The 26,227-nt window shown below is 71.4% G+C and carries 24 protein-coding genes; 4 read left to right on the forward strand and 20 right to left on the reverse strand.

Annotation, left to right across the window (positions count from 1 at the left end):
* Positions 1-9 precede the first annotated feature (9 nt).
* Positions 10-516 (forward strand): flavin reductase family protein, encoded by a 507-nt coding sequence (locus OG490_RS37775; RefSeq protein WP_330301264.1) that lies wholly within the window; start codon positions 10-12, stop codon positions 514-516.
* A 165-nt stretch (positions 517-681) separates the two neighbouring features.
* Here the strand turns inward: OG490_RS37775 and OG490_RS37780 are convergent, their stop codons facing one another.
* Positions 682-1,668, reverse strand: coding sequence for a carbohydrate kinase family protein (locus OG490_RS37780; protein WP_330301265.1), 987 nt, complete (start codon positions 1,666-1,668; stop codon positions 682-684).
* Positions 1,669-2,099: 431 nt separating this feature from the next.
* On the opposite strand from OG490_RS37780, the gene OG490_RS37785 reads away from it, so the two are divergent.
* Positions 2,100-2,864, forward strand: coding sequence for a thioesterase II family protein (locus OG490_RS37785; RefSeq protein ID WP_330301266.1), 765 nt, complete (start codon positions 2,100-2,102; stop codon positions 2,862-2,864).
* 263 nt (positions 2,865-3,127) lie between these two features.
* Positions 3,128-4,543 carry a condensation domain-containing protein gene (locus OG490_RS37790; RefSeq protein WP_330301267.1) on the forward strand — a complete coding sequence of 472 codons (1,416 nt, stop codon included), beginning with the start codon at positions 3,128-3,130 and terminating at the stop codon, positions 4,541-4,543.
* 47 nt (positions 4,544-4,590) lie between these two features.
* On the opposite strand, the gene OG490_RS37795 is transcribed toward OG490_RS37790, so the two are convergent.
* From OG490_RS37795 to OG490_RS37805, 3 genes are read right to left on the reverse strand one after another with little or no spacing between them, the layout of a single operon-like run.
* Positions 4,591-5,418, reverse strand: a complete 828-nt coding sequence (locus OG490_RS37795; protein WP_330301268.1) for a 4'-phosphopantetheinyl transferase family protein — start codon at positions 5,416-5,418, stop codon at positions 4,591-4,593.
* Entirely contained in the window at positions 5,415-7,259 is a 1,845-nt protein-coding gene (locus tag OG490_RS37800) for a beta-ketoacyl [acyl carrier protein] synthase domain-containing protein (protein ID WP_330301269.1), read from the reverse strand. Before OG490_RS37800 ends, OG490_RS37795 begins: the two co-directional genes overlap by 4 nt.
* A 27-nt stretch (positions 7,260-7,286) precedes the next feature.
* Positions 7,287-7,679: an acyl carrier protein gene (locus tag OG490_RS37805; RefSeq protein WP_330301270.1), complete on the reverse strand. Its 393-nt coding sequence runs from the start codon at positions 7,677-7,679 to the stop codon at positions 7,287-7,289.
* Between the two features lie 923 nt (positions 7,680-8,602).
* Here OG490_RS37805 and OG490_RS37810 point away from each other — a divergent pair.
* The gene (locus OG490_RS37810; protein WP_330301271.1) at positions 8,603-9,337 is read left to right on the forward strand and encodes a hypothetical protein; all 735 of its coding nucleotides are present in this window, start codon (positions 8,603-8,605) and stop codon (positions 9,335-9,337) included.
* A 74-nt stretch (positions 9,338-9,411) separates the two neighbouring features.
* Here the strand turns inward: OG490_RS37810 and OG490_RS37815 are convergent, their stop codons facing one another.
* The 16 genes from OG490_RS37815 to OG490_RS37890 all read right to left on the reverse strand — a co-directional run bounded on the left by OG490_RS37815 (position 9,412) and on the right by OG490_RS37890 (position 25,467).
* Positions 9,412-9,657, reverse strand: coding sequence for a phosphopantetheine-binding protein (locus tag OG490_RS37815; protein ID WP_330301272.1), 246 nt, complete (start codon positions 9,655-9,657; stop codon positions 9,412-9,414).
* A 28-nt stretch (positions 9,658-9,685) separates the two neighbouring features.
* The gene (locus OG490_RS37820; RefSeq protein ID WP_330301273.1) at positions 9,686-10,720 is read right to left on the reverse strand and encodes a beta-ketoacyl-ACP synthase III; all 1,035 of its coding nucleotides are present in this window, start codon (positions 10,718-10,720) and stop codon (positions 9,686-9,688) included.
* Positions 10,713-11,756 (reverse strand): AvrD family protein, encoded by a 1,044-nt coding sequence (locus OG490_RS37825; RefSeq protein ID WP_330301274.1) that lies wholly within the window; start codon positions 11,754-11,756, stop codon positions 10,713-10,715. Before OG490_RS37825 ends, OG490_RS37820 begins: the two co-directional genes overlap by 8 nt.
* 37 nt (positions 11,757-11,793) lie before the next feature.
* The gene (gene ilvC / locus OG490_RS37830; RefSeq protein ID WP_330301275.1) at positions 11,794-12,795 is read right to left on the reverse strand and encodes a ketol-acid reductoisomerase; all 1,002 of its coding nucleotides are present in this window, start codon (positions 12,793-12,795) and stop codon (positions 11,794-11,796) included.
* Between the two features lie 66 nt (positions 12,796-12,861).
* On the reverse strand, positions 12,862-13,401 hold the full coding sequence (gene ilvN, locus OG490_RS37835) for an acetolactate synthase small subunit (protein WP_330301276.1): 540 nt from the start codon (positions 13,399-13,401) through the stop codon (positions 12,862-12,864).
* A 16-nt stretch (positions 13,402-13,417) separates the two neighbouring features.
* A complete protein-coding gene (locus OG490_RS37840) occupies positions 13,418-15,262 on the reverse strand; it encodes an acetolactate synthase large subunit (protein ID WP_330301277.1) in 1,845 nt (614 codons plus the stop codon).
* Positions 15,263-15,307: 45 nt separating this feature from the next.
* Positions 15,308-16,717: a dihydrolipoamide acetyltransferase family protein gene (locus tag OG490_RS37845; protein WP_443066019.1), complete on the reverse strand. Its 1,410-nt coding sequence runs from the start codon at positions 16,715-16,717 to the stop codon at positions 15,308-15,310.
* On the reverse strand, positions 16,689-17,732 hold the full coding sequence (locus tag OG490_RS37850; RefSeq protein ID WP_330301278.1) for an alpha-ketoacid dehydrogenase subunit beta: 1,044 nt from the start codon (positions 17,730-17,732) through the stop codon (positions 16,689-16,691). Before OG490_RS37850 ends, OG490_RS37845 begins: the two co-directional genes overlap by 29 nt.
* Before the next feature lies 1 nt (position 17,733).
* Complete coding sequence (gene pdhA, locus OG490_RS37855) at positions 17,734-18,816, reverse strand: pyruvate dehydrogenase (acetyl-transferring) E1 component subunit alpha (protein ID WP_330301504.1); 1,083 nt, start codon at positions 18,814-18,816, stop codon at positions 17,734-17,736.
* Between the two features lie 68 nt (positions 18,817-18,884).
* On the reverse strand, positions 18,885-19,070 hold the full coding sequence (locus tag OG490_RS37860) for an acyl-CoA carboxylase epsilon subunit (RefSeq protein ID WP_330301279.1): 186 nt from the start codon (positions 19,068-19,070) through the stop codon (positions 18,885-18,887).
* Positions 19,071-19,086: 16 nt separating this feature from the next.
* Positions 19,087-20,649: an acyl-CoA carboxylase subunit beta gene (locus tag OG490_RS37865; RefSeq protein WP_330301280.1), complete on the reverse strand. Its 1,563-nt coding sequence runs from the start codon at positions 20,647-20,649 to the stop codon at positions 19,087-19,089.
* Between the two features lie 82 nt (positions 20,650-20,731).
* On the reverse strand, positions 20,732-21,502 hold the full coding sequence (locus tag OG490_RS37870) for an ATP/GTP-binding protein (RefSeq protein WP_330301281.1): 771 nt from the start codon (positions 21,500-21,502) through the stop codon (positions 20,732-20,734).
* Positions 21,503-21,689: 187 nt separating this feature from the next.
* Positions 21,690-22,430, reverse strand: a complete 741-nt coding sequence (locus tag OG490_RS37875) for a thioesterase II family protein (RefSeq protein ID WP_330301282.1) — start codon at positions 22,428-22,430, stop codon at positions 21,690-21,692.
* 8 nt (positions 22,431-22,438) lie between these two features.
* Positions 22,439-22,609, reverse strand: a complete 171-nt coding sequence (locus OG490_RS37880) for a hypothetical protein (RefSeq protein WP_330301283.1) — start codon at positions 22,607-22,609, stop codon at positions 22,439-22,441.
* A 91-nt stretch (positions 22,610-22,700) separates the two neighbouring features.
* Positions 22,701-23,831 carry a ParB N-terminal domain-containing protein gene (locus OG490_RS37885; RefSeq protein ID WP_330301284.1) on the reverse strand — a complete coding sequence of 377 codons (1,131 nt, stop codon included), beginning with the start codon at positions 23,829-23,831 and terminating at the stop codon, positions 22,701-22,703.
* A 223-nt stretch (positions 23,832-24,054) separates the two neighbouring features.
* The gene (locus tag OG490_RS37890; RefSeq protein WP_330301285.1) at positions 24,055-25,467 is read right to left on the reverse strand and encodes an MFS transporter; all 1,413 of its coding nucleotides are present in this window, start codon (positions 25,465-25,467) and stop codon (positions 24,055-24,057) included.
* Positions 25,468-26,227: the final 760 nt, after the last annotated feature.

A 26,227-nucleotide genomic window follows, 5' to 3' on the forward strand; every position in this document is an offset into this window, starting at 1 on the left:
GGAGCCGTCATGCCGACCAGACTGCAAGAGAAGTGGCCCGCCGTCGACGGGGCGACCTTCAAGGAAGCCATGTCCCTGCTGGCGGCGCCGCTGACCGTGGTCACCACACGTGACGCGCAGGGGCAGCCCTGGGGGTTCACCGCCAGCGCGGTGACCTCGGTGTCGCTGGAGCCGCCCCTCGTTCTGGTCGGCATCTCGCAGACCTCCAGCTGCCACGGGGCGCTGACACGGGTCCCCGAGTTCGTGATCAACGTGCTCGGGGACGAGCACCGCGAACTCGCGGGCCGCTTCGCGACCAGCGGGGTCGACCGGTTCGCCGGGGCGCCGCTGGAGGAATGGCCGGACAGCCCCGGCCTGCCGCACGTTCCCGACGCGCTCGCCCTGCGCTGCGCGCTCGCGGACCGGATAACCCTGGGCGACCACGACCTCCTGGTCGGCCGGGTGCTCGAGGTACGGATGGGGGGCTCGGGCCGGCCGCTGCTCTGGTACCAGCGGGCCTTCCGTACCGCCTCCTGACCCCGCGTGCGCCCGGCGGGACCCGCCGGGCGCACGCGGACATGCAGGGGAACCAGGACGGGTGATCCCCGTACCGGTTCCCCTGCATTACGTCCGGCATGCCCGGCTCGGGCTAGGCCGTCTCTTTCGGATCTTGCCGGGCCGACAAGATCCGAAAGAGACGGCCTAGGTCAGCGCCCGCAGCGCCGGGCCCAGCAGCCGGGCCGAGTCGGGCCCGTAGGCCGTCGTGACGGTGGCCAGCAGCTGCTCGGGGTCGACCTCGTAGTCCTGCGAGCCCACGGCCTCCAGGGCCAGGGCGGCCATCGCGCAGCCCAGTTGCGCGGCCGTCTCCAGCGGCAGGTACCAGCTGACGGCCGCGAGGAACCCGGCCCGGAAGGCGTCGCCGACGCCCGTCGGGGACTTGGGCCGCAGGCCCGGGACGGCCGGCACGGTGAGGGCGGCTTCGCCCTTGCGCTCGATCCGGACCCCTTCGGCGCCCAGGGTGGTCACCCAGATGCCGACCCGGTCGAGGATCTGCCCCGCGTCCCAGCAGGTCCGCTCGCGCAGCAGCGCGGACTCGGACTCGTTGGTGAACAGCCAGCGCGCCCCCTTCACCAGCTCCCGTGCCTCGTGGCCGCAGAGGCGGGCGAGCTGCTGGGAGGGGTCCGCCGCGAACGGGATGCCCAGCCCCCGGCACTGGCGGGTGTGCCGGAGCATCGCAGCCGGGTCGTTGGGCGAGACCAGCACCAGGTCCACGGGGGCGTCCCCGGGTCCGGTGAGGGTGCGCAGATCGATTTCGGCCGCCTCGGCCATCGCCCCGGCGTAGAAGGACGCGATCTGGTGGGAGTCCTCGTCGGTCATGCACATGAAGCGAGCGGTCTGACAGCTGTCGGAGACGTGCACCCCGCTGGTGTCGACTCCGTGCTCCTTGAGCCAGACCTCGTACTCCTGGAAGTCGACGCCCACCGCCCCGGCGAGGACGGGGGTCAGGCCCAGTCCACCGAGGCCGTACGCGATGTTGGCCGCCACCCCGCCCCGCCGCACCTCGAGCGAGGAGACGAGGAACGAGAGCGAGACGTGCGCCAACTGGTCTGGGAGCAGCTGGTCGACGAACCGGCCCGGGAAGGTCATGAGGTGATCCGTGGCGATGGATCCAGTCACCGCGATGCGCACGTGGTCTCCTGATCAGGACGGTGTGGGCCGGTGTCCCGCCGTCGGCGGGGCGGTCGGGTGTCGGGGCTCCAGGGTGGGACGGGCCGCTCGGCCCATGGCAGAGCGGCGGTGGGAGAGCGCGGGGGGAACGAAGCGAGGCCGTCGCGTCCTCCGTAGGAGGGGCGACGGCCTCGAATCTGGTGTAGCGCGCCGGCCGGGCGCTGCGAGCCGTAGGACCGGGACGGTGGTTGGGCCGGGTCCTACGGATCACGACGGGTTTTGTAACACCGCATGAACAGAATGTTCCGAGCGGCCGGAGGCTTGCAGGAGTGCCGGTCGAGCAGCGGGCTCCTCGGCCCGTCCGGGGTTTCGCGCGGCTGCCCCGCCCTGCACCCTGGAGGCCGGTCATCAGGAGTGATCGGGAACGATCGAGAGCGGCGAGCGGAGATGTCATGAACGGGCCCAGCGGCGATCCGGAGTGGTTCCGCGTCTTCAGTCCAGCCCCCGACGCGTCCGTGCGCCTGATCTGCCTGCCGCACGCGGGCGGCTCCGCCAGCTTCTACTTCCCCGTCGCCAAGGCTCTTTCGCCCGCGGTCGAAGTGCTGGCCGTGCAGTATCCCGGCCGCCAGGACCGGCGCCTGGAGCCGTTGGTCGAGGACATCCACACGCTCGCCGACCGGATCACCGGGGCGCTCTCGGCGTACCGGGACAAGCCGCTCGCCCTCTTCGGACACAGCATGGGAGCCATCATCGGCTTCGAAATCGCCCAGCGCCTCGAGGAGCAGGGTGACGGGCCCGTCGAGCTGTTCGCCTCGGGGCGCAGAGCCCCCTCGACGAGCCGCGGCGAGCGCTGGCACGCGGTCGGCGACGCCGAGCTGGTCGCCGAGATCAAGTCCCACCGGGCCGCGGGCTCCGAGCTGCTCGACGACCCCGAGATGCGGGCGCTGCTGCTCCCGACGATCCGCGCCGACTACAAGGCAGTGGAGACGTACGTCCACCGGCCCGGGGCTACGGTCCACTGCCCGGTGACGGCGTTCACCGGGGACCGCGACCCCAAGGTCACCGTCGAGGAGGCGCTGGCCTGGCGGCGGCACACCACGGGCGCCTTCCACTCGGAGGTGTTCACGGGCGGCCACTTCTATCTGAGCGACCACCAGGACGCCGTCCTGCGCACGGTGTCGGCGCGGCTGGCCGCCGGGGCCGCCACCGCCGTCTGACGCCGGGCCCGCCGCCGTCCGACCGCGGGCGGGCCGCTCTTGCGGAAGGGGTCGCGACGGTTGGCGGGCGATGGCTTGAATCGACTACCGCAACACGTGCGGTGCACGGGCGCTCAAGGAATCGGGCCCCGGCCCGCGAGTCCCCCTACGGTTCGCCTGACCTCGCACTGACCCGGACCCCGCCGGGGACACCGTGCCCGGCCGGCCGCGCCGCAAGGGCGGCGGGCCCCCACAGCGCTGATCACCGAGGAGGCGTTGAACCGATGGTGACGACGGTACTCGTGGACGGGACCAGGACCCCGGCCCCGCCGGGCGCGGACCCCGGGCCGCTGCACAGACCCCCGCCCCAGCCGGAGACGGACGCCGTCCCGCGGCTGCCCCGCCCGGCCGGTCCGGGCCCCTTGCGCTGGGCGGCCTCGCCGAGCCAGGAGGCGCTCTGGGCCGGACTCGTGCACCGGACCCACCCGCCGGTGGTCACCGGGGCACTCCGGCTGACGGGAACACTGGACGGGCAGGCGCTGACGGCCGCCTGGCGGGCCGTCGCGGACCGGCACGAGATCCTGCGCAGCCACTACCGCATGCACGAGGGGCAGCTCACGCAGGTCGTCGCCGCGAGGTCCGATGCGCCCGTACCGGTCTCGCTCGCGGATGTCCGCCCGGCGCAGCTGCCCGCTGCCGTCGCGGCGGAGCGGGAGCGGCCCATCGACCCGACGCACGAACCGCTGGCCCGGCTGCGGCTGCTGCGCCAGGGCCCGGGCGAGCACGTGGCCGTCTTCGTCCTGCACGAGCTGATCGCCGACACCACCTCGCTGGGTCTGCTCGTCGCGGAACTCGCGGCCGCCTACCGCGGCGCGCCGGCGCCCCCTGCGGCCCCCCAGTACGCCGACCTCGCCGCCTGGCAGCTGCAGCGCGCGGCCCAGGGCCGCGGCGACGAGAGCACCGAGCACTGGCTGCACAGGCTCAACGGTGCGGAACCGGCCGTCCTGCCCTGGGACGTGAGCGCGCCGGGTGCGCCCGGGCGCACCCCGGGCACCGGGAGGACTTTGTCCTTCCCGCTGCCGCAGGATCTGGCCGTCAAGGTCGCGGAGGCCGCGCGCAGGCACCGTACCGGCGTACGGGTGGTGGGCCTGGCCGCCTTCCACCTGCTGCTGGCCTGCTGGTCGGGCCAGCGGGACATCAGCGTCCGGGGGTCCGTCCCCGAGCGCGGGCGGGACGGGGAGCAGCGCATGCTGGGTCCGCTGTCCCACGCGGTGGTGCTGCGGGCCGATCTGACGGGCGCGCCCACCTTCGGCGAGGTCGTCGACAGGGTCCGGCTCACCAGCGCCTGGGACTTCGCGCACCACGAGGTGCCCCTGGAGCCGATCGCCGCGCAGTTGCGCCGGCCGCGGCTGGTGGAGCAGCTGGGCGAGGTGCAGTTCGGCGCCGGACCCGGCGCCGAGGGTCCCCGGTGGGGTGCGGCCTCCTGGGGCTCCCGGCTGCGCGCCGAGCCGTTCACGGACGCCCCCGCCCCGGCAGCCCGGCCGCTGTCCCTGATGCTGCGGCACGACGAGCGCACCGCGCACTGCGTGTTCACGTACGACTCGTCCGTGTTCTCCGAGGCCCGCATCCGGCAGCTGACCACCGACTACTTCGGGCTGCTCGCCGATGTCGCCGACCACCCGAAGGCCCGCTTCCGCTGACGGGCCCCGGGGGCGGCTCCCGGTCGGTGCAGCAGGTCCACGACCCCCTAACGCCCGCGCCGGCTCGCCCCGACGAGTTCCGGCAGCACCAGGCGGCGCGGCGCGGCGCGGCCCCACGGGAATCCGTGGTGCAGATGGACCGCCGGCGGGTGGGGGCCCGCGACCTCCACCGCCACGGCCGCCAGCACCTCGGGCACCGGCTCGACCTCGAGGAACCGCCAGCGCTCCGCCGAGTCGTCGGCGGGCGGCTGGAAGGAGAGCACGCCCTCGTCCTCGGCGAGGGTGAAGGCGAAGGAGTCGAAGGGCAGGGCGAGTCCCAGGCCGCGGGCCTTGGAGTACGCCTCCTTCAGCGTCCACAGGCGCAGCACGCGCCGGTCGCGCGACCGGCCGGGGGCGGCGCGGGCGATCCAGTCCTGCTCCTCGGCGCAGAACGTCGTGATGATGTTCTCCAGACCGCGGTCGCCCCGGTCCATCCGCTCCACGTCCACCCCGATGCGGTGCTCGCGGGACACGCCCAGCAGGTTGTACGCGCGGGCGTGCGAGAGGTTGAAGTCCAGCATGTCGGCGCCGCGCGGCAGCCCTCCGGAGGGCAGTTGGAGGAAGGGCCGCCCGCGCGAGGAGCGCCAGATGACCGCCTCGGCCTCGGGGATGCCGGTCTCCAGGGCCAGCACCCGGCGCACCAGGGCGTGCGCGATGAGGTACTGGCTGCGGTCGCGTTCGAAGAGGAAGCCGTCGGCGACCTCCTGCTCCTGCTCGTCCAGCCAGTACGAGGCCAGGGTGGCGGCGATGCCGGGGGCGAGGTCCTCGTTGGGACAGAACCACAGGTGGATCGGGGCGGGCCCGGTCCCGTCCGGCCCGGAGGGCAGCGAGGTCATGCCCGCTCCTCCTCGCCGCCCAGCCACAGCGGGGTGCGCAGGAAGGCGGAGGCGGGCAGGGGTACGGCCACGGCGCCCGCCCCGTGCGCCCGCTCCATCGCACCCCAGTTGACGTCCAGTCCGGACAGCCACAGGCCTCTCAGCTGGTGCAGGTGTCCGGCCCGCCACAACGCGGCGAGGTAGTCGGCCGTCTCGGGCAAGGCGCCCATGTCCAGCGGGTCGGCCCCGCCGTCGCGCAGGTCGGCGCACGGTCCGCCGTCCGCGACGAACCGCTGCAGAACGGCCGCGAGTTCGCCGGCATCGCCGACGACGGCCGCGAACCGGCAGTCCATGGCGGCGCGGCCGGTGCGCAGGGCGCGGGCGAGCACGTCCAATGCCGGCACGGGGCCCGCTCCGCGCAGCAGCTCGGCGAACCGGGCCGCGGTGGCGGCGAGATGGGCCGGGGTGGGCGCGGACAGCACGACCAGCTCGGCACCCCCGGCGGCCCGGGCGGCCCCGGCCGGCTCGGCGCCCCCGCCGGGCCCGGCTGCGGGCAGGTATTCCTCCAGGATCACGTGCGCGGCCGAACCGCCGGCTCCGTACGCCCCGACCGACGCCCGGCGGGGCGCCGACTCCCCGCCCGTCCAGGCCCGGGCTTCGGCCCGGCCCGGACCGGGCACCAGGACCCGGTGGCTCAGCTGGAGGACGGCCCGGGTGAGCGCGGCCGCCCCGGTCACGGCCCCGGCCTCGCCCACGAACGCCCGTACGGAATCGGCGTCCTCGCGGACGGCGACCGTGGAGGCGTCCACCGCGGCCGCCCGCAGCGCCTCGCGCAGCACCCGCTGCCCCAGAACCCCGTCACCACCGGCCGGGGTGTCCGCATCCGCGTCCGCACCGGTTCGGGACCCGCGGCCGGGTCCGGTGACCGTACGGCCCGGCGCGGTGTGTCCGACGGCGCTGCCGCGGATCACGCAGTGAACGGTGTCCCCGTCGGCCAGGGCCCGCTCCAGGGGCTTGAGCAGCAGCGCGCCCACGCCCTCGCCCGCGCCGGGGCGGCGGCTGGACGGGTGCAGCAGCAGCCGCCCGCCGCCCACGAGCGCGGCGGCGCACTCACCGCCGCGCAGGGCGGCCGCCGCGAGGTGCAGGGCGACGAGCACGGACGACTCCGCGGTGTCGACCGACTGACTGGGGCCGGTGAGGCCGAGCAGCGCCGAGAACCGGTTGGGCAGGCTCCAGTGGCCGCCGCGGGGCAGCCGCACGGGCCGCCCGTTCGCCCGGGTCCGGGCCGCGAGCAGCCCGTAGTCCCCGGTCCCGGCGCAGGTGAACACCCCGACGCTGCGCGGGGTTCCGTCCGCGGCGGTGAGGGCGTCCAGGCGGTCGCCGGTGCATCCGGCCTGCTCGAGGGCCTCCCAGGCCGTCTCCAGGAACAGCCGTTCCTGGGGGTCCATCAGGGCGGCTTCCGACGCGTCGATCCCGAAGAACTCCGCATCGAAGTCCTGTACGCGCTCCAGGTAGTGGCCCGGCTCCTCACCGGGCCGCCCGGGCGGCGGCGCCCCGGCGCTGCCGCGCCCCTCGCGCACCTGCCGCCAGAACGTCTCGAGGTCGTGCGCGCCCGGGTAGCGTCCGGCCATCCCGACCACGGCGATCCGTTCGAGGGGGGCCTGCCCGTCCGCCGCCCGCTTGCCGCCGGTGTCCGGCCGCGCAGGGGCCACGGGCACCGGAACCGTACCGCCGGCGCCGGAACCGGCGTCCGATCGGGTACGGACACCGGCACCGGAACCCGCGCCGGTCAGCAGTGCAGCGGCCTGTGCCCGGTTCAGGTGACCGCTCTTGAACCTGGTCAGGACTTCCTTCTCGTCCATCTGGACGGGCTCCTTCGGGAAACGGGTTCAGCCTCGGCGGGCGAGCAGCACGAGTGCCTCGTCGACGCTGATCCGGTCGTCGCGGACCGCGTCCAGCAGGACGTCGAGGTCGTCGGGGACCGCCGGACGGGAGTCGGGTTCGGGTGCCCGCGCGGGCGGGGCCCCGTGCGGGGAGGCTCCCGTGCGCGCGGCGATGTAGGCCGCCAGTTCGGTGAGGTCGGGGTATTCGTAGAGCAGGACGGACCGCTCCTGCATGCCGAAGACGCGGTTGACGGTGGCGATGAACTCCGCGCCGACCATGGAGTCCATGCCCAGCACGTTGAACGCGGCGGTGGCGTCGATGTCCCGGGCGTCGCAGCCCAGGATCGCCGCGAGCTGCTCCCGCAGCACTTCCACGACGGCAGGACGTTCGATGGTCATCGGTGCTCCTCCGAGCTTCAGTGACACACGGTCCGGTACTGGTGGTCCGGCGCGCCGCTCACGGGGCGGGCCGGGAGATCGGGTGCCGGAACCTCGGAGCGCGCCCCCGCAGCAGGCGAAAATATACCGGACAGACCGTTTCTTTCCTAGGGGCTGGCCCGCGGGGTCACTGCCAGGTCTGGGCGGGACTGTTGTCGCAGGGCCACTGGCCAGGCGTTCGCCAGCGCGCGTACCCGGCGGGCCGCCCGCCCCGCCCGCCCGGCCTTGCAGCAGGGCCCGGGAGGGAGGGCGAGACGACCGGCTCGTCCGCTTCGGGGCGGGGCTCGGACTTCGTCGGGACATCCGCGTCGGGGGTTGGTCCCGCGTCCGCCGAGGTCGGAGGGTTGTCCACGGACAATCCGGTGGGTTCAGCGACGAGCGGGGCCTTCGCGTCCCGGTCCGGGACAGTGGCCGCGGCGGCCTTCGCCGCGGTGCAGAGGCGGCGCGCCTCCTGGAGCTTGTGGTCCCGGGTGCGGGCGTCGCGGGCGACGACCCGTACGAATGGACCGTCATCGGCGGCCCCGGCGCGACCTTCGCCGCCACCGACAACAACCTCTAGGACGTGGTCAAGGGACTCCTGAAGTGGCCGGGCATGGGCTGATGACCTGACCCGCACCCCACACCCCGTACCCCACCCCCTCTCCACCCGGCCCGGCAGGCATCCAGCCTGCCGGGCCGCCGCGATGTCCTGGCAGGGATCGGTTCGGCCCTGCTCCGCGATGACGCGGCGCGCGGGGGGCGTGTGCAAGGGGTCGTGGTTGCGTGCGGGGAGGGGTGTGGTTCACGCTGCGCTGGATTGCGGGGTGCGCAGTGTTGTCGGCGCCGAGGGGGCTGCAGGACGTGTAGGCACGTGGCCGGCTTGCGGCCGGGGAAGGTGCGCTGTGGTGGATGACGGGTACGACGCCGAGATCGGGCATTACCTGGTGGCCGTGGCCGGGCAGTTGCTCGATGACGGGTTGCCGGTGACGGCGGTCCACGCGTGCGGGATCGCGGATGTGGCGGGCGAGGGGGTGGTGGAGTTCTCGCGGGCGTTCCGGGGTGGGGAGGCGGGGCTGCACTGGTCCGCGGCGTCCGGCTGGCGTTTCCGCCGGGTTCCGGGCGGGGCGGCGCGGTGGATGGGGGGTGGGCTGGTGCCTCCGGTGGACCGGGTGGCCGCGTTCATGGCCGCGGTGCTGCTGGATCCCGCGGGGGCGGGGAGCGGGGAGCAGCCCTACTTCGACGCGGAGCGGGACGGGTTGGTGGAGCGGCTGCGGAAGCATGTGCCCGGGGGGTCCGTGGCCGCGGCACTGGATTACGAGTACCGGTTCCATGTGGTGCGCAGTGAGGCCTACCGGGACCGGGCTGTCGCGTCGCTGCTCCAGGGTGGTCCGCAGGTGGTTGAAGTGGCTTTGCGGCAGGGTGAGTTGCGTGCCCTGGTGCAGTTGTTGGAGTACGCCGACGGGGCTGCGGCACCGACGGGTGCGGGTGCGCTGGCGCGGCGGCTGGCCGCGGATCTGACGGGGCGTGCCCCGGCGGGGCGGGCGGGCCTGGACCGGCATCGTGAGGCGCTGTCGTACGCGGTGGGGCATCGCGACGCGCAGGTCGGTGGTGCCGGTTCGGCGTCCGGGGGTTCGGGGTGAGAGCCGGGGCCCGATGCCGGCGGGGGGTGCGGCTTCGGGTCCCGGCGGTTGGTGGCCTGCCGAATGCGGGCCGGTCAGGCGGCCATGGCGGGGCGGCGGTGGTCGACGATGGCGACGACCGCGTTCACGTTGTCGGCCTCGACCAGTTCGTCCTCGGGGATGCGGACGCGGTACTTCTGCTCCAGCAGGACCGACAGTTCGAGCAGGACGAGGGAGTCCAGTTCGAGTTCGGCGAAGGAGGTCGAGGCGGTGATCTCGCCGAGGGCGAGCTTGCCGGCCAGGAAGCCGATGATCTCGTGGGTGGTGCCGGTGGAGGTCATGGTGAGCCTCGTTTCTGTGTGGTGTGGGTCAGGAAGCGATGTCGGGGACGTAGATCTTGGGCCAGGTCAGGGCGGTCGAGCCCCAGCTGAGGCCGCCGCCGAAGGCGGTCAGGAGGACCCGTTCTCCGGCGGTCAGGCGGCCGTCGGCGGCCGCGTCGGTCAGGGCGAGGGGGATGGAGGCCGCGGAGGTGTTGCCGACGCGGTCGAGGTGGATCAGTACGCGCTCGCGATCGACGTCGAGTACGTCGGCGACGGTGTGCAGGATGCGGGCGTTCGCCTGGTGGCCGGCGAACCAGTCGACGCTGTCGGCGCTCCAGCCGATCCGGTCGAGCAGGGCGGCCGAGGAGCCGCCCATGCGGTTCACGGCGTGGGTGAAGATCTCCTTGCCGCGCATGTAGAGGTACTCGTCGGTGTCGACGGCCGCCTCCGGGGCCGAGCGCTCGCGGGAGCCGCCGCCGGGGACCATGGCCAGGTCCTTGCGGGCACCGTCGCTGCCGAGGTCGAAGCCGGCGATCGCGCCGCGCTCGGTGGGGTCTCCGGCCCGTAGGACGGCCGCTCCGGCGCCGTCGCCGAAGATGATGGCCGTGGCGCGGTCCTCCGGGTTGAGGCGGGTGGACCAGATGTCGGCCCCGATGACCAGGACCCGGTCCGCGATGCCGGACGCGATGGCGCCGGCGGCGGTGGAGAGGCCGTAGATGAAGCCCGCGCAGGCGACGGAGATGTCGAATGCGGGAATCATGCCGAGGTCGAGCTTGGCCGCGACTTCGGGCGCGGTGGCCGGCATGGGCTGGTTGGGGGTGCTGGTCGCGAGGATGAGCATGTCGACCGAGCGGCTGCCCGCGGACTCCAGGGCCCGCTCGCCGGCCACGGCCGCCAGGTCTCCGGTCGCGGTGCCGGGGCTCGCCCAGTGGCGTCGGGAGATGCCGGTCCTGGTGCGTATCCACTGGTCGTTGGTGTCGAGGGACTTCGAGAGTTCCTCGTTGTCGACCACGCGTGGCGGGACCATGGCTCCGATGCCCGCAAGGACGGCCGCGCGGCTCGTGGGGTGTTCTGTCTTATGCATGTTCGGTTCCCTCCCCTCGGGCTCTGGGCAGCCGGTGGGCCACCGAGCACCTGATGTCGATGTTCTGGAATTCCGAGACCATGTCGCACGAGCGCCAGACTTCGCCTTCGCGCGTGGTCAGCAGCTGGAGTTCTTCGAGCCGGGTGGAGATGCGGCTCGGAGTGAGGACCGCGACGCGCGGCTCGTTGATTTCGAGCACGGTCTGACGCATCCACAGGGTGTTGCTTTCGGAGCGCTTCACCGAGTCGAGTTCGTACAGCAGGATCTGGCCCAGCTGAATTGCCGCGACGAATGCGTCGATGAGTGAGGCGCCTTTGTGACTATAGCTCTCCAGACCCACCGCCGGGAATTCGGGGATGTCGCAGCGGGTGGCGAGTACGGCGTGTGCACAGAGGCCCGTTGTTTCGAGTTCCAGGTCTTCGATGATTTGCGACTTCGCCTTGTGGCCATGCGCGTAGGGGCGCAGCCGCGAGGGTCCGAGGAGCTCGGCAGGGCTCGCGTACGCGCCGGGCGCGGGCTCGGGGGCGCCTTGCGGGTGCTCGATCTCGCAGTGCACGCGCAGGGCTCCCACCTGGCAGTCCGCGAGGGAGACCGCGGTTCCCTCCGGGAGGGACGAGGCGTCCTGGGGGGTGATCACGGCCGAGACGCCGAAGTCGACGAGCTCTTCCTCTACGGGGCTGCGGCCGGCCTTGATGACCACGCGGCGCAGGCGCATGCTGCTGCGCTGCTCGCTGTCCAGGCTCAGCGCGTGGGTCAGGTACATTTCGGCCAGTTCGCCCGCGACCAGGAGGACGTCGATACTGCTCAGGTGCGGTGGCTGGTTCGTTTTCCCTTTTCGGGACCAGTCGTCGGGGTAGGAGACGGCAGCCCTTGCGGTGACGTGCCCCTTTCCGTCTCCTGTTGTTTCTATTCGGATCGACCGGAGGTTCTGGTCGGCCCGCTTGTATCCCTTTCCGAAGAATCTCCGGTCTCCCGGTCCCAGGTAGTCGTCGACCGTTGCACGAACGGATACGGGGGCATCGATAAGGCTCGTCATTTTTTCCTCCTGGTTTTTAGGGGTTTGAAATGGTCGTTCAGGAGTCGTCGTTGTCGACCCAGCTCATGAGCTTGCGGAGCTTCTTGCCGGTGGTCTCGAGCAGGTGGGCCTCGTCGGCCTTCTTGTACTCGTTGTACTTCGGCAGGCCGGCCTTGTACTCGGCCATCCAGGTGTTGGCGAACTCGCCGTTCTGGATCTCCGCGAGGACCTTCTTCATCTCGGCCTTGGTGGCGTCCGTGATGATGCGGGGACCGGTGATGTAGTCGCCCCATTCGGCGGTCTCGGAGACCGACCAGCGCATCTTCTCCAGGCCGCCCTCGTACATCAGGTCCACGATGAGCTTCAGCTCGTGCAGGCACTCGAAGTACGCGATCTCCGGCTGGTAGCCGGCCTCGGTCAGGGTCTCGAAACCGGCCTTGACCAGAGCCGAGGCACCACCGCAGAGAACGGCCTGCTCACCGAACAGGTCGGTCTCGGTCTCCTCGGTGAAGGTGGTCTTGATGACACCGGCGCGGGTGCCGCCGATGCCGGCCGCGTAGGAGAGCGCGAGCTGGAACGCGGAACCGGTGAAGTCCTGCTCGACGGCGGCGATGCAGGGCACGCCGCGGCCTTCCTCGTACTGACGGCGGACCAGGTGACCCGGGCCCTTCGGCGCGACGAGGGCGACGTCCACGTTGGTGGGCGGCTTGATGAAGCCGTAGCGCACGTTGAAGCCGTGACCGAAGAAGAGCGCGTCGCCCTCGTTGAGGTGCTGCTCGATGGACTCGGCGTAGATCTCGGCCTGGAGCGGGTCCGGCGTCAGGATCATGATGACGTTCGCCCACGCGGCCGCCTCGGCGACGGGCAGGACCTTCAGGCCCTGCTCCTCGGCCTTGGCCTTGGACTTGGAGCCCTCGTGCAGACCCACGACGACGTCGACGCCCGAGTCACGGAGCGACAGCGCGTGGGCGTGACCCTGGCTGCCGTAACCGATGACCGCGACCTTGCGGTTCTGGATGATGGACAGGTCGGCGTCGTTCTCGTAGAACAGCTCGGCCACTGGGAACTCTCCTTGGTGGATGGGGTGGGTGTCGGTACGGAGCGAGGTGAAGGGCGGCGGCCGGCGTCAGGCGGTTGCCTGCCAGCGCGGCCGGACTACGGCGCGCAGCGGGGGGACACCGATTTCGCGGGCTCCACGGCCGATGGCGATGGTCCCGGACTGGACGAGCTCCTTGACGCCGAAGGGTTCCAGCATCTTGAGCAGCGCTTCCAGCTTGTCCGCGTCGCCGGAGGCCTCGATGGTCACGGCCTCGGGCGAGACGTCGACCGTCTTGGCGCGGAACAGGCGGACGATCTCGGCGACCTGCGAGCGGGTCTCGTTGTCGGCGCCGACCTTCACCAGGACGAGTTCGCGCTGGATCGCGGCGCTCGGTTCGAGTTCGACGACCTTCAGGACGTTGACCAGCTTGCCGATCTGCTTGATGACCTGTTCCAGAAGGCGGTCCTCGGCGTTGACCACGATGGTGATGCGCGAGATGCCGGGGTCGTGGGTGGTGCCTTCCGCGACGGACTCGATGTTGAAGCCGCGGCGGGAGAACAGCGCGGTGGTCCGGGCGAGGACACCGGGGGTGTTCTCGGCCAGGACGGAGAGGGTGTGCTTGGGCATGTGCTCGGGCTCTCTCTCAGTCGTCTTCGGTGTCGCCGAAGTCGGGACGGACGCCCCGGGCGGCCATGACCTCGTCGTTCGAGGTGCCGGCGGCGACCATCGGCCACACCATGGCGTCCTCGTGGACGATGAAGTCGATCACCACCGGGCGGTCGTTGATCGCGTTGGCCTCGGCGATGACCCGGTCCAGGTCCTCGGGGCGCTCGCAGCGGATCGCGTGGCAGCCCATCGCCTCGGACAACTTCACGAAGTCCGGAACCCGGGTGCCGTTGTTGGCCTGGATGTCGTCCGGCCCCGAGTGCAGCACCGTGTTGGAGTACCGCTGGTTGTAGAAGAGGGTCTGCCACTGGCGGACCATTCCCAGGGCACCGTTGTTGATGATCGCGACCTTGATCGGGATGTTGTTCAGCGCACAGGTGACCAGTTCCTGATTGGTCATCTGGAAACAGCCGTCACCATCGATCGCCCAGACCGTACGGTCCGGCATGCCGACCTTGGCACCCATCGCGGCCGGAACCGCGTAACCCATCGTTCCGGCACCGCCGGAGTTCAGCCAGGTCGCCGGGTGCTCGTGGTCGATGAAGTGGGCGGCCCACATCTGGTGCTGGCCGACGCCCGAGGCGAAGACCGTCCCCTCCGGGGCGAGCTCGCCGATGCGCTGGATGACCTGCTGCGGTGCCGTCGAGCCGTTCGCGGGCAGGTCGTAGCCCAGCGGGTACGTGTCGCGCCAGCGGCTGAGGTCCTTCCACCAGGCGGAGTAGTCGCCGGCGTTGCCCTCGGTGTGCTCCGCCTGGACGGCCTGGATCAGATCCGCGATGACCTCGCGGGCATCACCCACGATCGGAACGTCCACCGCGCGGTTCTTGCCGATCTCGGCCGGGTCGATGTCCGCATGGATGATCTTCGCGAACGGGGCGAAGCTGTCCAGCTTGCCGGTCACACGGTCATCGAAACGAGTGCCCAGCGCGATCAGCAGGTCCGACTTCTGCAGCGCCGTCACCGCGGTCACCGCACCGTGCATGCCCGGCATGCCCACATGCAGCGGGTGACTGTCCGGGAACGAACCCAGCGCCATCAGGGTGGTGGTGACCGGAACACCCGTCAGCTCGGCCAGGACCTTCAGCTCGGCCGTCGCACCGGACTTCATCACGCCGCCACCGACATACAGCACCGGACGCTTCGCCTGACAGATCAGCTTGGCGGCCTCACGGATCTGCTTGGCATGCGGCTTCGTCACCGGCCGGTAGCCAGGGAGGTCCTGGGTGGGCGGCCACGAGAACGTGGTCTTCGCCTGCAGAGCATCCTTCGCGATGTCGACCAGAACCGGGCCGGGGCGGCCGGTGGAGGCGATGTGGAAGGCCTCCGCGATCGTCCGCGGAATATCCTCCGCCCTGGTCACCAGGAAGTTGTGCTTGGTGATCGGCATCGTGATACCCACGATGTCCGCCTCCTGGAAGGCATCCGTACCGATCGCCTTCGAGGACACCTGACCGGTGATCGCGACGAGCGGGACCGAGTCCATGTGCGCATCGGCGATCGGCGTCACCAGGTTCGTGGCACCCGGACCCGAGGTCGCCATACAGACGCCCACCTTGCCCGTGGCCTGCGCATAGCCGGTGGCAGCATGACCCGCCCCCTGCTCGTGACGGACCAGGATGTGACGGACCTTCTTCGAATCCATCATCGGGTCGTACGCCGGGAGGATGGCCCCGCCCGGGATGCCGAAGACGGTGTCGCACCCCACCTCTTCGAGAGAGCGGATGAGGGACTGCGCACCCGTGACGTGCTCAACTGCAGCGGACTGATGTCCGCCGTTACGGGCCCGCGGCTGCGGATAGTGGGCCCCGGTGGCCTGTTGCACAGCGTTTTCCATCATCAATCCCATGTCTGCGTAGGGGTGGGAGCGTCAGGTCCAGGTGATGAGCCGCTTGGGCTGCTCGAGGACCGCCGCGACATCGGCGAGGACCTTCGAGCCGAGTGCGCCGTCGACCAGGCGGTGGTCGAAGGAGAGCGCGAGCGTGGTGACCTGACGGGGCTTGACCTTGCCCTTGTGGACCCACGGCCGGAGCGTGATCGCGCCGACGGCGAGGATCGCGGACTCCCCCGGGTTCAGGATCGGCGTCCCGGTGTCGACACCGAAGACACCGATGTTCGTGAGGGTCACCGTGCCACCGGACATCGCGGCGGGCGAGGTCTTGCCCTCCCTGGCCGTCCCGACCAACTCGGCTAGTGCGGCTGCCAGTTGAGGCAGCGTCTTCGAGTCCGCGTCCTTGATGTTCGGCACGATCAGGCCCCGTGGAGTCGCCGCCGCAATCCCGAGATTCACGTAGTGCTTGAGGACGATCTCCTGGTTCTGCTCGTCCCATGCCGCATTGATCTCCGGGTTGCGCCTGATCGCCACCAGCAGGGCCCTGGCGATCAGCAGGAGCGGGTTGACCCGCGCCCCCGCCATCTCCTTGTCCGCCCTCAGCTCCTCGACCAGCCGCATGGTCCGCGTCACGTCCACCGTCACGAACTCCGTGACGTGCGGCGCCGTGAACGCGCTCCCGACCATCGCCGCGGCCGTCGCCTTCCGTACGCCCTTGATCGGGGTGCGGGTTTCGCGGGCGGCATCGCCGCGTACGGGCGCGGTGGGATCCGGTGCAGGCGCCGGTGCGGGCACGGGCACGGGCACGGCGGCCGGGGGCTCGGCCGGGGCCGGGGCCACAGCCGCGTGCACGTCCGCACGCGTGATGACGCCGTCCGGTCCGGTCGGTACCACTGCTGCCAGGTCGATACCCAGGTCCTTCGCCAGCTTGCGGACCGGGGGCGTGGCCAACGGCTTGGCCCACTGCTTGGTCAACTGCTCGGCCGGCGTCGCGTGCCCGTTCAGCGGCAGCGTCGGCGCCGTTGCCGTCGCCGCTTCCGGCTTGCGCGTGCGGCGGCGGGCCGGCTCGTCCGAGACGCCGTAGCCGACGAGTACCGGCTGCCGTTCGCCGGAGGACGGACCGTCCCCGGGAGCGGCCGGCTGCTCCGGTGGGGCGGCCGGCGCCGTGTCCACGGAGATGATCGGTGTGCCGACGTCCACCGTGGTGCCCTCGGTGAAGCGCAGCTCGTGCACCACGCCGTCGTACGGGATGGGAAGTTCGACGGCGGCCTTCGCCGTCTCCACCTCGCAGACGATCTGGCCGTCGGTGACGGTGTCGCCGGGGGCGACGTACCACTTGAGTATTTCCGCGTCGGTGAGTCCCTCGCCCACATCGGGCATCTTGAACTCGCGGAAGCGCTGAACAGTCACAACCCTCGCCTCAGAACGACATGACGTGATCGACGGCATGGAGCACCCGGTCCAGGCCCGGCAGGTACTCCTCTTCCAGTCGGGCCGGGGGGTACGGGGCGTGGTAGCCGCCCACCCTCAGCACGGGGGCCTCCAGATGGTGGAAGCAGCGCTCGGTGATCCGCGCCGCGATCTCCGCGCCCGCCCCGAAGAACACGGGGGCCTCGTGGACCACGACGAGGCGGCCCGTGCGGCGTACGGAGTGGGCGAGCGAGTCGAAGTCGACGGGGGATATGGACCGGAGGTCCACGACCTCCACGGAACGGCCTTCCTGTCCGGCCTCGGCGGCCGCTTCCAGGCAGGTCTTCACCGTCGGCCCGTACCCCACGAGCGTGAGGTCGGTGCCCTCGCGCAGGACGCGGGCGGTGTGCAGGGGCTGCGCGGGGGCGGTGGTGTCGACCTCGCCGCGCTCGTAGTAGCGCCGCTTCGGCTCGAAGAAGATCACCGGGTCGGCACTCGCGATGGCCTGTCGCAGCATCCAGTACGCGTCCGAGGCGTTCGACGGAGAGACCACTTTCAGGCCCGCCACGTGCGCGAACAGTGCCTCGGGGGACTCGCTGTGGTGTTCGACGGCGCCGATGCCGCCGCCGTACGGGATCCGGATGACCACGGGAAGGCTGATCTTGCCGAGCGAGCGGGCGTGCATCTTCGCGAGCTGCGTGACGATCTGGTCGTACCCGGGGAAGACGAAACCGTCGAACTGGATCTCCACGACCGGCCGGTAGCCGCGCAGCGCCAGGCCGATCGCGGTGCCGATGATGCCCGACTCGGCGAGCGGGGTGTCCATGACCCGGTCCTCGCCGAACTCCGCCTGGAGGCCGTCGGTGATCCGGAAGACACCGCCGAGCCGGCCTACGTCCTCACCCATGACGAGGACCTTGGGGTCCTCGGCGAGGGCGTCGCGCAAGGCTTCGTTGATGGCCTTGCCGAGCGGGAGCGCCCGCGCCGCGGCCGGTCGGCCGGCTGCTGCGGGGCCCGCCGCCTTCGCGATGGTCTCGATGGTCGCGACGGCCATGTCAGTGCCCTCCCCGTTCGGCGAACGATGCCTCGTAGTGGACGAATCCGGCGCGCTCCTCGTCGACGAGTGCGTGGCCGTCCGCGTAGATGTGCTCGAAGATCGCCTCGGTCGCGGGGCCCGGCATGGACCGCACCTGTTCGCGCAGGCGCAGCGCCCGTTCCTCGCACTCCTGGTCCACGGCCTCGAAGAAGTCTTCGTCGGCCAGGCCGTCCGCGAGCAGATGGGTCTTGAGCCGGGCGATGGGGTCCTTGGCCGCCCACTCGGCGAGCTCGGCGGCGTCCCGGTAGCGGGTGGGGTCGTCGGAGGTGGTGTGCGCGCCCATCCGGTACGTGAACGCCTCGACCAGCGTGGGGCCTTCGCCGCGGCGGGCCCGGGCGAGCGCCGCCCTCGTCACGGCGAGACAGGCCAGTACGTCGTTGCCGTCCACGCGCACGCCGGGGAAGCCGAAGCCCGCGGCGCGCTGGTAGATGGGCACCCGGCTCTGCTTGTCGGTGGGCTCGGAGATCGCCCACTGGTTGTTCTGGCAGAGGAAGACCACCGGGGCGTCGTAGACGGCGGCGAAGTTGAACGCCTCGCTGACGTCGCCCTGGCTGGTGGCGCCGTCGCCGAAGTACGCGATGACGGCCGTTTCGGCTTCGTCCTTGGCCACGCCCATCGCGTATCCGGTGGCGTGCAGCGCCTGGGAGCCGATGACGAGGGTGTAGAGGTGGAAGCCGTGGTCGATCGGGTCCCAGCCGCCGTTGCTCACGCCGCGGAACATGGCGAGGAGCTTCAGCGGGTCCACGTCGCGGCAGAGCGCGACACCGTGGTCCCGGTAGCTGGGGAAGACGTGATCGGTGTCGAGCAGGGCGCGGGCCGAGCCGACCTGCGCCGCCTCCTGGCCGAGCAGCGAGGGCCAGAGGGCGAGCTCGCCCTGGCGTTGGAGGGTGACGCCCTCGGCGTCGATGCGCCGGGCGAGGACCATGTCCCGGTACAACCCGCGCAATTCTTCGGGCGTGACTTCTATTGCGTAGTCCGGATGCTCGATTCTTCGGCCGTCCGCTGTCAGTAATTGCACCGGATCGGTAATTCCACTCTCCATCGAATTCTTCACTCCCAGGTCCGGCGCATTGCTTTGGCGAAACGAATAGAAAGACAAGAAGGTGTCGCTCAGCTCTGCCAGCTGTGCGCGCAGAGATAGCCGGAGCGGCGCCAGTGTGCGGTGGCGGGCCGGGGGTGGCCCGGGGCGGCCGGGTCGGCGGTGGTCGCGGCGCGGGCGAGCAGGACCGTGGTGATCGCGGCCAGCTCCTCCGGGGCCGCTTCGCCTCGTTCGATGCGTACGACACGGGTGGTCACGGCTTGGGCTCCTTGGTCATTGGGGTGGGTTGCCGTGCTTGCGGGACGGCAGATCGGCGTGCTTGTTGCGGAGCATCGAGAGGGCGGCGACGAGTACTTCGCGGGTCTCGGCGGGGTCGATGACGTCGTCGACGAGGCCGCGCTCGGCCGCGTAGTACGGGTGCATCAGCTCGGCCTTGTACTCCTTGACCATCCGCGCGCGCATCGCCTCGGGGTCCTCGGCGTCAGCGATCTGCTTGCGGAAGATGACGTTCGCGGCGCCCTCGGCACCCATCACCGCGATCTCGTTGGTGGGCCAGGCGTAGGTGAGGTCCGCGCCGATGGACTGCGAGTCCATGACGATGTACGCACCGCCGTACGCCTTGCGCAGGATCAGCGAGATCCGCGGCACCGTCGCGTTGCAGTACGCGTACAGCAGCTTGGCGCCGTGGCGGATGATGCCGCCGTGCTCCTGGTCGACACCCGGCAGGAAACCGGGCACGTCCAGCAGGGTGATGATCGGAATGTTGAACGCGTCGCAGAGCTGGACGAAACGCGCCGCCTTCTCGGAGGCGTGGATGTCCAGGACACCGGCGAGGTGCCCGGGCTGGTTGGCGACGATGCCCACCACCTGCCCGTCCATGCGGGCCAGGGCGCAGATGATGTTGCGGGCCCAGCGCTCGTGGATCTCCAGGACGTCGCCTTCGTCGACGAGTTCCTCGATGACCTTGAGCATGTCGTAGGGGCGGTTGCCGTCGGCGGGGACCAGGTCCAGCAGGACGTCCGAGCGCCGGTCGGCGGGATCGTTGGTCTCGTGGACCGGGGGGTTCTCCCGGTTGTTGGAGGGGAGCATCGTGATGAGGTAGCGGACCTCGGAGATGCAGGTCTCCTCGTCGTCGTACGCGAAGTGCGCCACGCCCGAGGTCTCGGCGTGCACGTCGGCGCCGCCCAGGCCGTTCTGGGTGATCTCCTCGCCCGTCACCGCACGGACCACGTCCGGGCCGGTGATGAACATCTGCGAGGTCTCACGGACCATGAACACGAAGTCCGTCAACGCCGGCGAGTACGCCGCGCCACCCGCACACGGGCCGAGCATCACGCTGATCTGCGGGATGACACCCGAGGCCTTGGTGTTGCGCTGGAAGATCCCGCCGTAACCGGCGAGCGCGGAGACGCCCTCCTGAATACGGGCACCCGCGCCGTCGTTCAGGGAGACCAGCGGGGCACCGGCCGCGATGGCCATGTCCATGATCTTGTGGATCTTCGTGGCATGGGCCTCGCCCAAAGCGCCACCGAAGATCCGGAAATCGTGTGCGTACACGAAGACCGTCCGGCCCTCCACCGTGCCCCAGCCGGTGATCACACCGTCGGTGTAGGGCTTCTTGGCCTCCAGGCCGAACCCCGTCGCGCGGTGGCGGCGGAGCTGTTCGACCTCCTTGAAGGAACCTTCGTCGAGCAGCAGCGCAATGCGCTCGCGGGCGGTCAGCTTGCCCTTGGCATGCTGCGCTTCGGTTGCCCGCTCACTCGGGCCGCGCCGCGCCTGCTCACGCAGGGCGAGGAGTTGCGCCGTGCCGTGCCGTGCCTGATCAGTGCCTGTCATCGTCCGTCCCCCGTCCCCGTCTGCCCGGCGCGGTGGCCGCCGTGGACTCGGCGGCCCGCCGATTGCGCTGTCCGTGCAGGGATCAGTAGCGGAGGGCGAAGGCGATCCGGCGGCCCAGGGACTTCTGGCGCTGGGCCGCGTGGTAGCGCTCGTCCGTCTTGAGGACGTCGATGGCTGCCTCGACGCGGGTCTGGGCGAGGGCGATGGCCTCGTCGATCGGGACCACGACCGGCAGGTCGAAGATGCTGATGATCTTCTCCAGGCGCTCCGGGATCGAGCCGCCGACCACGTGGTAGGGCAGGCCCATCTCTTCGAGCGACTGGATGAGCAGCTCGTCGGAGAGCCGACGGAACTTCTCGGAGACCGGGCGGTGCCCGTCGGGGTGCATGTCGAACTCGACCGGCAGGTGGACGTAGGCGTCGTAGATCTTCTTGGCGCGGGTTTTGGTCACGGCGCCGAGGGTGTCGGTGTAGCGCTGGTAGAAGTGCTTCACCGGAAGTCCGGTCACGCGCTTGATGGCATTGACCCACCAGTCGGCGCCGGGGTTGATGCCCACCCGCATCCGCGCCTCGAAGTACACCCACTCGTGGAAGACGCCGCCGTCGGAGATGAAGGAATCCACGCCGGCGCCCTCGTTGTGGACGCGCTCCTCGAAGCGGCGGAGCCCCAGCATGATGAGCTCCATGGCGTTGAGCTCCATGACGGTCTTGCCCGGGATCATCTCCATGAGGATCTCGCGCGAGGTCATCGCATGGGTCCGCGGAATTCCGGTGGCGATGGAAAGCGCCTCGGCCGTCGTGCTCTTGCCGGTCGAGTAGGTGCCCGATATGGCCAGGCGAATACGGTCGGTCATTACCAATCCTTTGAGTCACATGGGTGATTGCGGAGAACCATGAATCCGGTCCGGGCGAACGAGAGTCTGCCTCGCTCCGACTGCTTCCACAAGGTTCGGCCAAGTGTCCGGAAATGGCCCCGTGAATAGCAGGTATGAATTTCTCGGAATAGGGGACGGGAGAAATGTTCGGTGCGTTGCCGACGGGTCATCGGCTGTCGGCGAGCCGCACCACGGAGGCGAGTTCCGCGAAGAAGGCGTCCTTGGTCTCGCGCGGGAAGAAGTGGCCGCCCGGGATGACGCGCAGGGTGCTGCCGGGTCCCGAGTGCAGGCTCCAGGCAGCCGCCTCGGCCACCGTGACCAGGGGGTCCCGGGTCCCGGCCATGACGTCGATCGGGCACGGCAGGGGTTCGGTGCACCGCTCGGGGCGGTGGCTGGCGCACAGGCCGAGGTCGCCGCGGAGCAGGGTGATCTGACGGTCGCGGCGGTGACGGCCTTCGAGGAGCTCTTCCGGCATGCCCGTCAGGTCCAGCAGCCAGCGGGCCAGCTGTTCGTCCGTGAAGCGGAGCACCCGGTCGAGCAGGTGCGGCAGGTGGGGTGCGGGGAAGGCGCCGACCAGGAGCCGCCTGGGCGGTGCGAGGCCGGCGGCCACCCGCAGCCGGGTGAGGTGGTAGGCGATCAGGGCGCCCATGCTGTGGCCGTAGAAGAGGTGGTCGGCCGCCAGTTGGGGGCCGAGTTCCTCCTGGAGGGCCTCGGCGAGGGAGGTGAGGTCCTGGTGGCGCGGGCTGCGGCTGGACGGGTCGCGGCCGGGCAGCGCCACCGGGACGACCTCGATCCGGGATCCGAGGGCCCGCTGCCAGCCGGTGAAGGCGGTGGTGGAACCGCCCGCGTGGTGGAAGGCGAAGAGTTTCGGCGGCCGTTTCCGGGCGGACGGGAGGGAGGTGTCCATGTCGCGCCCTAGTCGACGCTGGGGAGTATGTGCGGCTCCGCGAGGTCGTCCTCGTAGCCGGCGAGCCGGATGGGGGCGGCCCTCGCCCAGGAGGCGAGCGCGCCCAGGCCGTCGTGCGGGACGAGCGCGGTGACCTGGTCCCGGGCCGCTCTGCGGGGGTGGATCCTGTCGGGTGCCATCTGCTCTCTCCTTTGGGCGGGTGGGTACGGGTGTGCGAGTGCGGACGGGTTGCAGTCGGACGGCGGTTGCCTCCGGAGCGGGTCCGGCGGCTCACCGGGTGGCTGTCGCGGCGTCGGCCGGCACGCTTTCCAGGGAGTGCGCTTCCAGGGACGGCGCTTCCAGGGACTGCGTCTCCAGGAACTCCGCGAGCTCCGTCCAGGCGGCGGCGCATTCGCGGGCCGCCGCCGAGACGACGGCCGCGCAGTGCTCGGGGACGCTGCGGGCGAGTTCGCCGCGCCGCCGTCCCGGGATCATGTGCGTGGACAGCAGGCGCAGGAGGTAGCGGCCGCTCTCCGTGTAGCGCAGCGTCGGGTCCTTCAGCAGGGCGTCGAGCAGCCGGGCGTGGTCGGCGGCGGGCAGCGGCGCCCTGCGGACGGGGGTCGGGGTGCTGGGGGTTCGGTGGACGGGGGCGGCGACAGGGGCGGGGGCGGGATCGTGCGGTGCGGTGGCGGCCGGTGTCGCGCGCTGCTTCGGCGGGACCGGGTCCTCGCCGCGGCCGAGCCGCTCGCGTACGTCGCGGACCGTGCTCGGGGAGATGCCGGCCACCTTGGCGATCTCGCGCAGTGAGGCCTGCGGGTTCTGCGCGAGCAGTTCGCCCGCGCGGATGCGGCCGGAGGCGCCGTCGACGGGCCGCAGCCGGCCGTCGCGGCCGACGCGGGCGGTGAGTCGGGGCAGTTCCTCCTGGGCGGAGCGCCGCACCGCGCCGACCGCCTTGGCGGACAGCCCGGCGACGGCGGAGACGGCGCGGTCCGACCACTGCGGGTGGGAGACGAGGATCCGGGCGGCGGCCGCGGTCCGGTCCGCCGCCGAGAGCGGACGGCCGTGCGTGGTGTTCGCTTCGACGCCCAGGACGAAGGCGTCCTGGGCGTCGCCCTCGAAGAACCGGACGGGGATCTCGACTTCGCCGCGCAGCAGTGCGGCGCGCACCCGGTGTACGCCGTCGATGACGCGCAGGGTCGCGCGGTGCACGGTGATGGGGGGCAGTACGCCGCCGGAGTCCGCGAGGACCCGGGCGTGGTCGGCGTCCTCGCCGTCGGCGCGCGGCGAGTGGGCCGGCGGGAGCAGAGAGGTGATCGAGACCAGCTCGACCGGGGAGAGGGTGGGGGACTGCCAGTCCTGCGACGACGATTCAGGCGGGACGGGCGCTGTGGGTGCGCGTAGGGGCAGGGTGTCGACGCTCACGGGACAGCTCCTCCGGGTCGGAGATGTGTCGGGTAACTGTTCTGAACAGAAGATACCTTCGCGAAGGAATCTTTGTCGAGCGGAAAAGCGGGCCCGGCGGGCCTGGCGGGCCTCCGTCGGAGCCTCTTCGCCCCGGCCGCACGCCAACGCGCCGATGGCCTCCTGCCCTTCGGGGCAGGAGGCCATCGGCGGACGGCGGACCGGCGGTACGCCGGCCGGTGGTTCAGCTCCGGGCGGCCTTGACGCGCGGCAGGAAGAGCAGCGAGGCCAAAGACGTGGCGGCTAGCAGGACCGCCGCGATGACCAGGCTGGTGTGCATCCCCGTGGAGAAGGTGTCCTTGTCGGCGAGCAGCGCGCCGAACACGGCGACCGAGAGGGCACCGCCCACCTGGCGCGCGGTGTTCAGGATGCCGGCGGCCGAACCGGCCCGCTCGGCCGGGACGCTGCCCATGAGCATGGCCGTCAGCGCGGGGACCGACAGGGAGCCGGCGAAGGCCACCGGGAGGACGGCCAGGGCCATCACCAGGGGGGAGGTGTCGTTGCCCACGGCGAGGAGGGCCAGCAGGGCGGCCGCCGTACCGGCCTGGCCGATCACGATCGGCATCCGCGGCCCGAAGCGGCGGATCAGCTTGGCGGCGAAGAAGAGGTTCATCGTCGCGACCACCGCGGTCATCGGCAGGAACATCAGGCCGGCGGAGAAGGCGGACATGCCGTGCGACTGCTGGAAGAACAGGCTGAGGACGAAAATGCTGCCGTAGAAGGCGGCGTTGATGCTGAAACCCGCGGCCGCGGACACCGACATCGTGCGCGACCGGAAGAGGTTCAGCGGCATCATCGGCTTCTCCTGCTTCGACTCCACGATCACGAAGACGATCGCCGAGAGCGCGGCCACCACCAGGGTGACGATCACCGGAAGGGAGCCGAAGCCGTTCGCACCGCCCTCGATGACCCCGTACGTCAGAGCGGCGAGCGCGGTGATGCCGGTCAGCTGGCCCGCCAGGTCGATCGGGGCGCTCTGGCGCGGCGATCGCGGGGCCCGGGTGAGCAGCGCCAGGCCGATCAGGCCCACCGGCAGGTTGAGGAAGAAGATCGCGCGCCAGCCGATCGCGCTGGTCAGCGCACCGCCGGCCACCGGTCCCGCAGCGGCGGCGACCGCACCGGCGCCCGTCCACAGGGCGATGGCGCGGACCCGCTTGTCGGCGTCCGGGAACGCCTGGCGGACCAGGGCGAGCGAGGCGGGCATCATCAGCGAGGCGGCCGCGCCCTGCACGAGGCGCGCGACCACCAGCATCGTCAGGTTGGGCGCGAGACCGCAGGCCGCCGAGGCCGCCGTGAACAGGGCGAGTCCGATGCCGTACGCACGGCTCGCGCCGATCCGGTCGGAGAGCGCACCGGAGGAGAGCATCAGCGCGGCGAACATCAGGGTGTAGCCGTCGACCACCCACTGCAGGCCCGACATCCCGCCGCTGACGCTGCTGCTGATGTCCGGGAGCGCCACGGTGACGACCAGTGCGTCGAGGGCAATGACGAAGAAGCCCATGAGGGACGCGGCGAGCGTGGTGCCCGCGCCGGTCGCCTTGGGCTGCTCCTCAGGCGGACTGCTGGTGGCGGTGGGAGACGGGGCAAGTGAGGTCATCGGAAATCTCCAAGGAAGGTGCCGGTACGGCGCTGGTGCCGCCCACCGACCTGACGTGCGGGACGCGGGGCGGGCGGACCGCGCCGTGGCGTGGCGTGCCGGGAGGAGCTCGCCGCCCTCGCGGCGGTGAGCGTCGACTGCCGCACACGGATCGGGCGCGGCCGGGAGACGCGGCCCAGCTCACCGGGGTGGATGCGCTGGCACGGGTCATGCGGCTCACCACCGAGGAGCACGCGCGTCTGCGCGTCCTCGCTGACCTGGCTGCGAGGTCGGTGGTCGAGCCGCCGGTGGAGCCTTCCCGGAGTATCCGCTCCGGGGTGAAGAACTGCTGGAGGTCCTCCGCACGGATCCCGCGTACGTGACGGGCGACGGGGAGGAGCTCCTTCGCGGGCCGGTGGCACATCCGGGGGCAATGTCCGGTGCCGGTCCCGACGCTCCGGAGCCAGTTCAGCCCGTGGGCGGACATTGCGTCAAGAACGGTCGGCCCGCACGGCTTTGGACACCGCTCCGGACGGGTGTGCAACTGCGGCGCGGCGGCGGTCGCACACCGGCGCGGCCCCTCCGCGGCCGATCCGAAAGAGACGACCTAGCCGCCGCCGGGACCGATGCGGCACAGTGACGGCCTGCAGCGGCCGACCGGGCCGGAGGCCGTGTTCGTGCCGTCCTCCCCGGGCGTCTGCCGCCTTCTGTCGCCCCGCGCCGCCCCCGCTCTTCCCCGTGCCCGGCACCAGCCGGCCGGCCACGGCGTGCGCCTGACGCC

The organism is Streptomyces sp. NBC_00503, assembly GCF_036346895.1.
Classification (GTDB): Bacteria; Actinomycetota; Actinomycetes; order Streptomycetales; family Streptomycetaceae; genus Streptomyces.

What these genes read in the sequence shown, in the direction of transcription:
- OG490_RS37775 (WP_330301264.1), top strand. Translation starts at nt 10, where the DNA reads ATGCCGACCAGACTGCAAGAGAAGTGGCCCGCCGTCGACGGGGCGACC.
- OG490_RS37785 (WP_330301266.1), top strand. Translation starts at nt 2,100, where the DNA reads ATGAACGGGCCCAGCGGCGATCCGGAGTGGTTCCGCGTCTTCAGTCCA.
- OG490_RS37790 (WP_330301267.1), top strand. Translation starts at nt 3,128, where the DNA reads ATGGTGACGACGGTACTCGTGGACGGGACCAGGACCCCGGCCCCGCCG.
- OG490_RS37795 (WP_330301268.1), bottom strand. Translation starts at nt 5,418, where the DNA reads ATGACCTCGCTGCCCTCCGGGCCGGACGGGACCGGGCCCGCCCCGATC.
- OG490_RS37800 (WP_330301269.1), bottom strand. Translation starts at nt 7,259, where the DNA reads ATGGACGAGAAGGAAGTCCTGACCAGGTTCAAGAGCGGTCACCTGAAC.
- OG490_RS37805 (WP_330301270.1), bottom strand. Translation starts at nt 7,679, where the DNA reads ATGACCATCGAACGTCCTGCCGTCGTGGAAGTGCTGCGGGAGCAGCTC.
- OG490_RS37815 (WP_330301272.1), bottom strand. Translation starts at nt 9,657, where the DNA reads ATGACCTCCACCGGCACCACCCACGAGATCATCGGCTTCCTGGCCGGC.
- OG490_RS37820 (WP_330301273.1), bottom strand. Translation starts at nt 10,720, where the DNA reads ATGCATAAGACAGAACACCCCACGAGCCGCGCGGCCGTCCTTGCGGGC.
- OG490_RS37825 (WP_330301274.1), bottom strand. Translation starts at nt 11,756, where the DNA reads ATGACGAGCCTTATCGATGCCCCCGTATCCGTTCGTGCAACGGTCGAC.
- ilvN (WP_330301276.1), bottom strand. Translation starts at nt 13,401, where the DNA reads ATGCCCAAGCACACCCTCTCCGTCCTGGCCGAGAACACCCCCGGTGTC.
- OG490_RS37845 (WP_443066019.1), bottom strand. Translation starts at nt 16,717, where the DNA reads ATGCCGTCGATCACGTCATGTCGTTCTGAGGCGAGGGTTGTGACTGTT.
- OG490_RS37850 (WP_330301278.1), bottom strand. Translation starts at nt 17,732, where the DNA reads ATGGCCGTCGCGACCATCGAGACCATCGCGAAGGCGGCGGGCCCCGCA.
- pdhA (WP_330301504.1), bottom strand. Translation starts at nt 18,816, where the DNA reads ATGGAGAGTGGAATTACCGATCCGGTGCAATTACTGACAGCGGACGGC.
- OG490_RS37865 (WP_330301280.1), bottom strand. Translation starts at nt 20,649, where the DNA reads ATGACAGGCACTGATCAGGCACGGCACGGCACGGCGCAACTCCTCGCC.
- OG490_RS37870 (WP_330301281.1), bottom strand. Translation starts at nt 21,502, where the DNA reads ATGACCGACCGTATTCGCCTGGCCATATCGGGCACCTACTCGACCGGC.
- OG490_RS37875 (WP_330301282.1), bottom strand. Translation starts at nt 22,430, where the DNA reads ATGGACACCTCCCTCCCGTCCGCCCGGAAACGGCCGCCGAAACTCTTC.
- OG490_RS37880 (WP_330301283.1), bottom strand. Translation starts at nt 22,609, where the DNA reads ATGGCACCCGACAGGATCCACCCCCGCAGAGCGGCCCGGGACCAGGTC.
- OG490_RS37890 (WP_330301285.1), bottom strand. Translation starts at nt 25,467, where the DNA reads ATGACCTCACTTGCCCCGTCTCCCACCGCCACCAGCAGTCCGCCTGAG.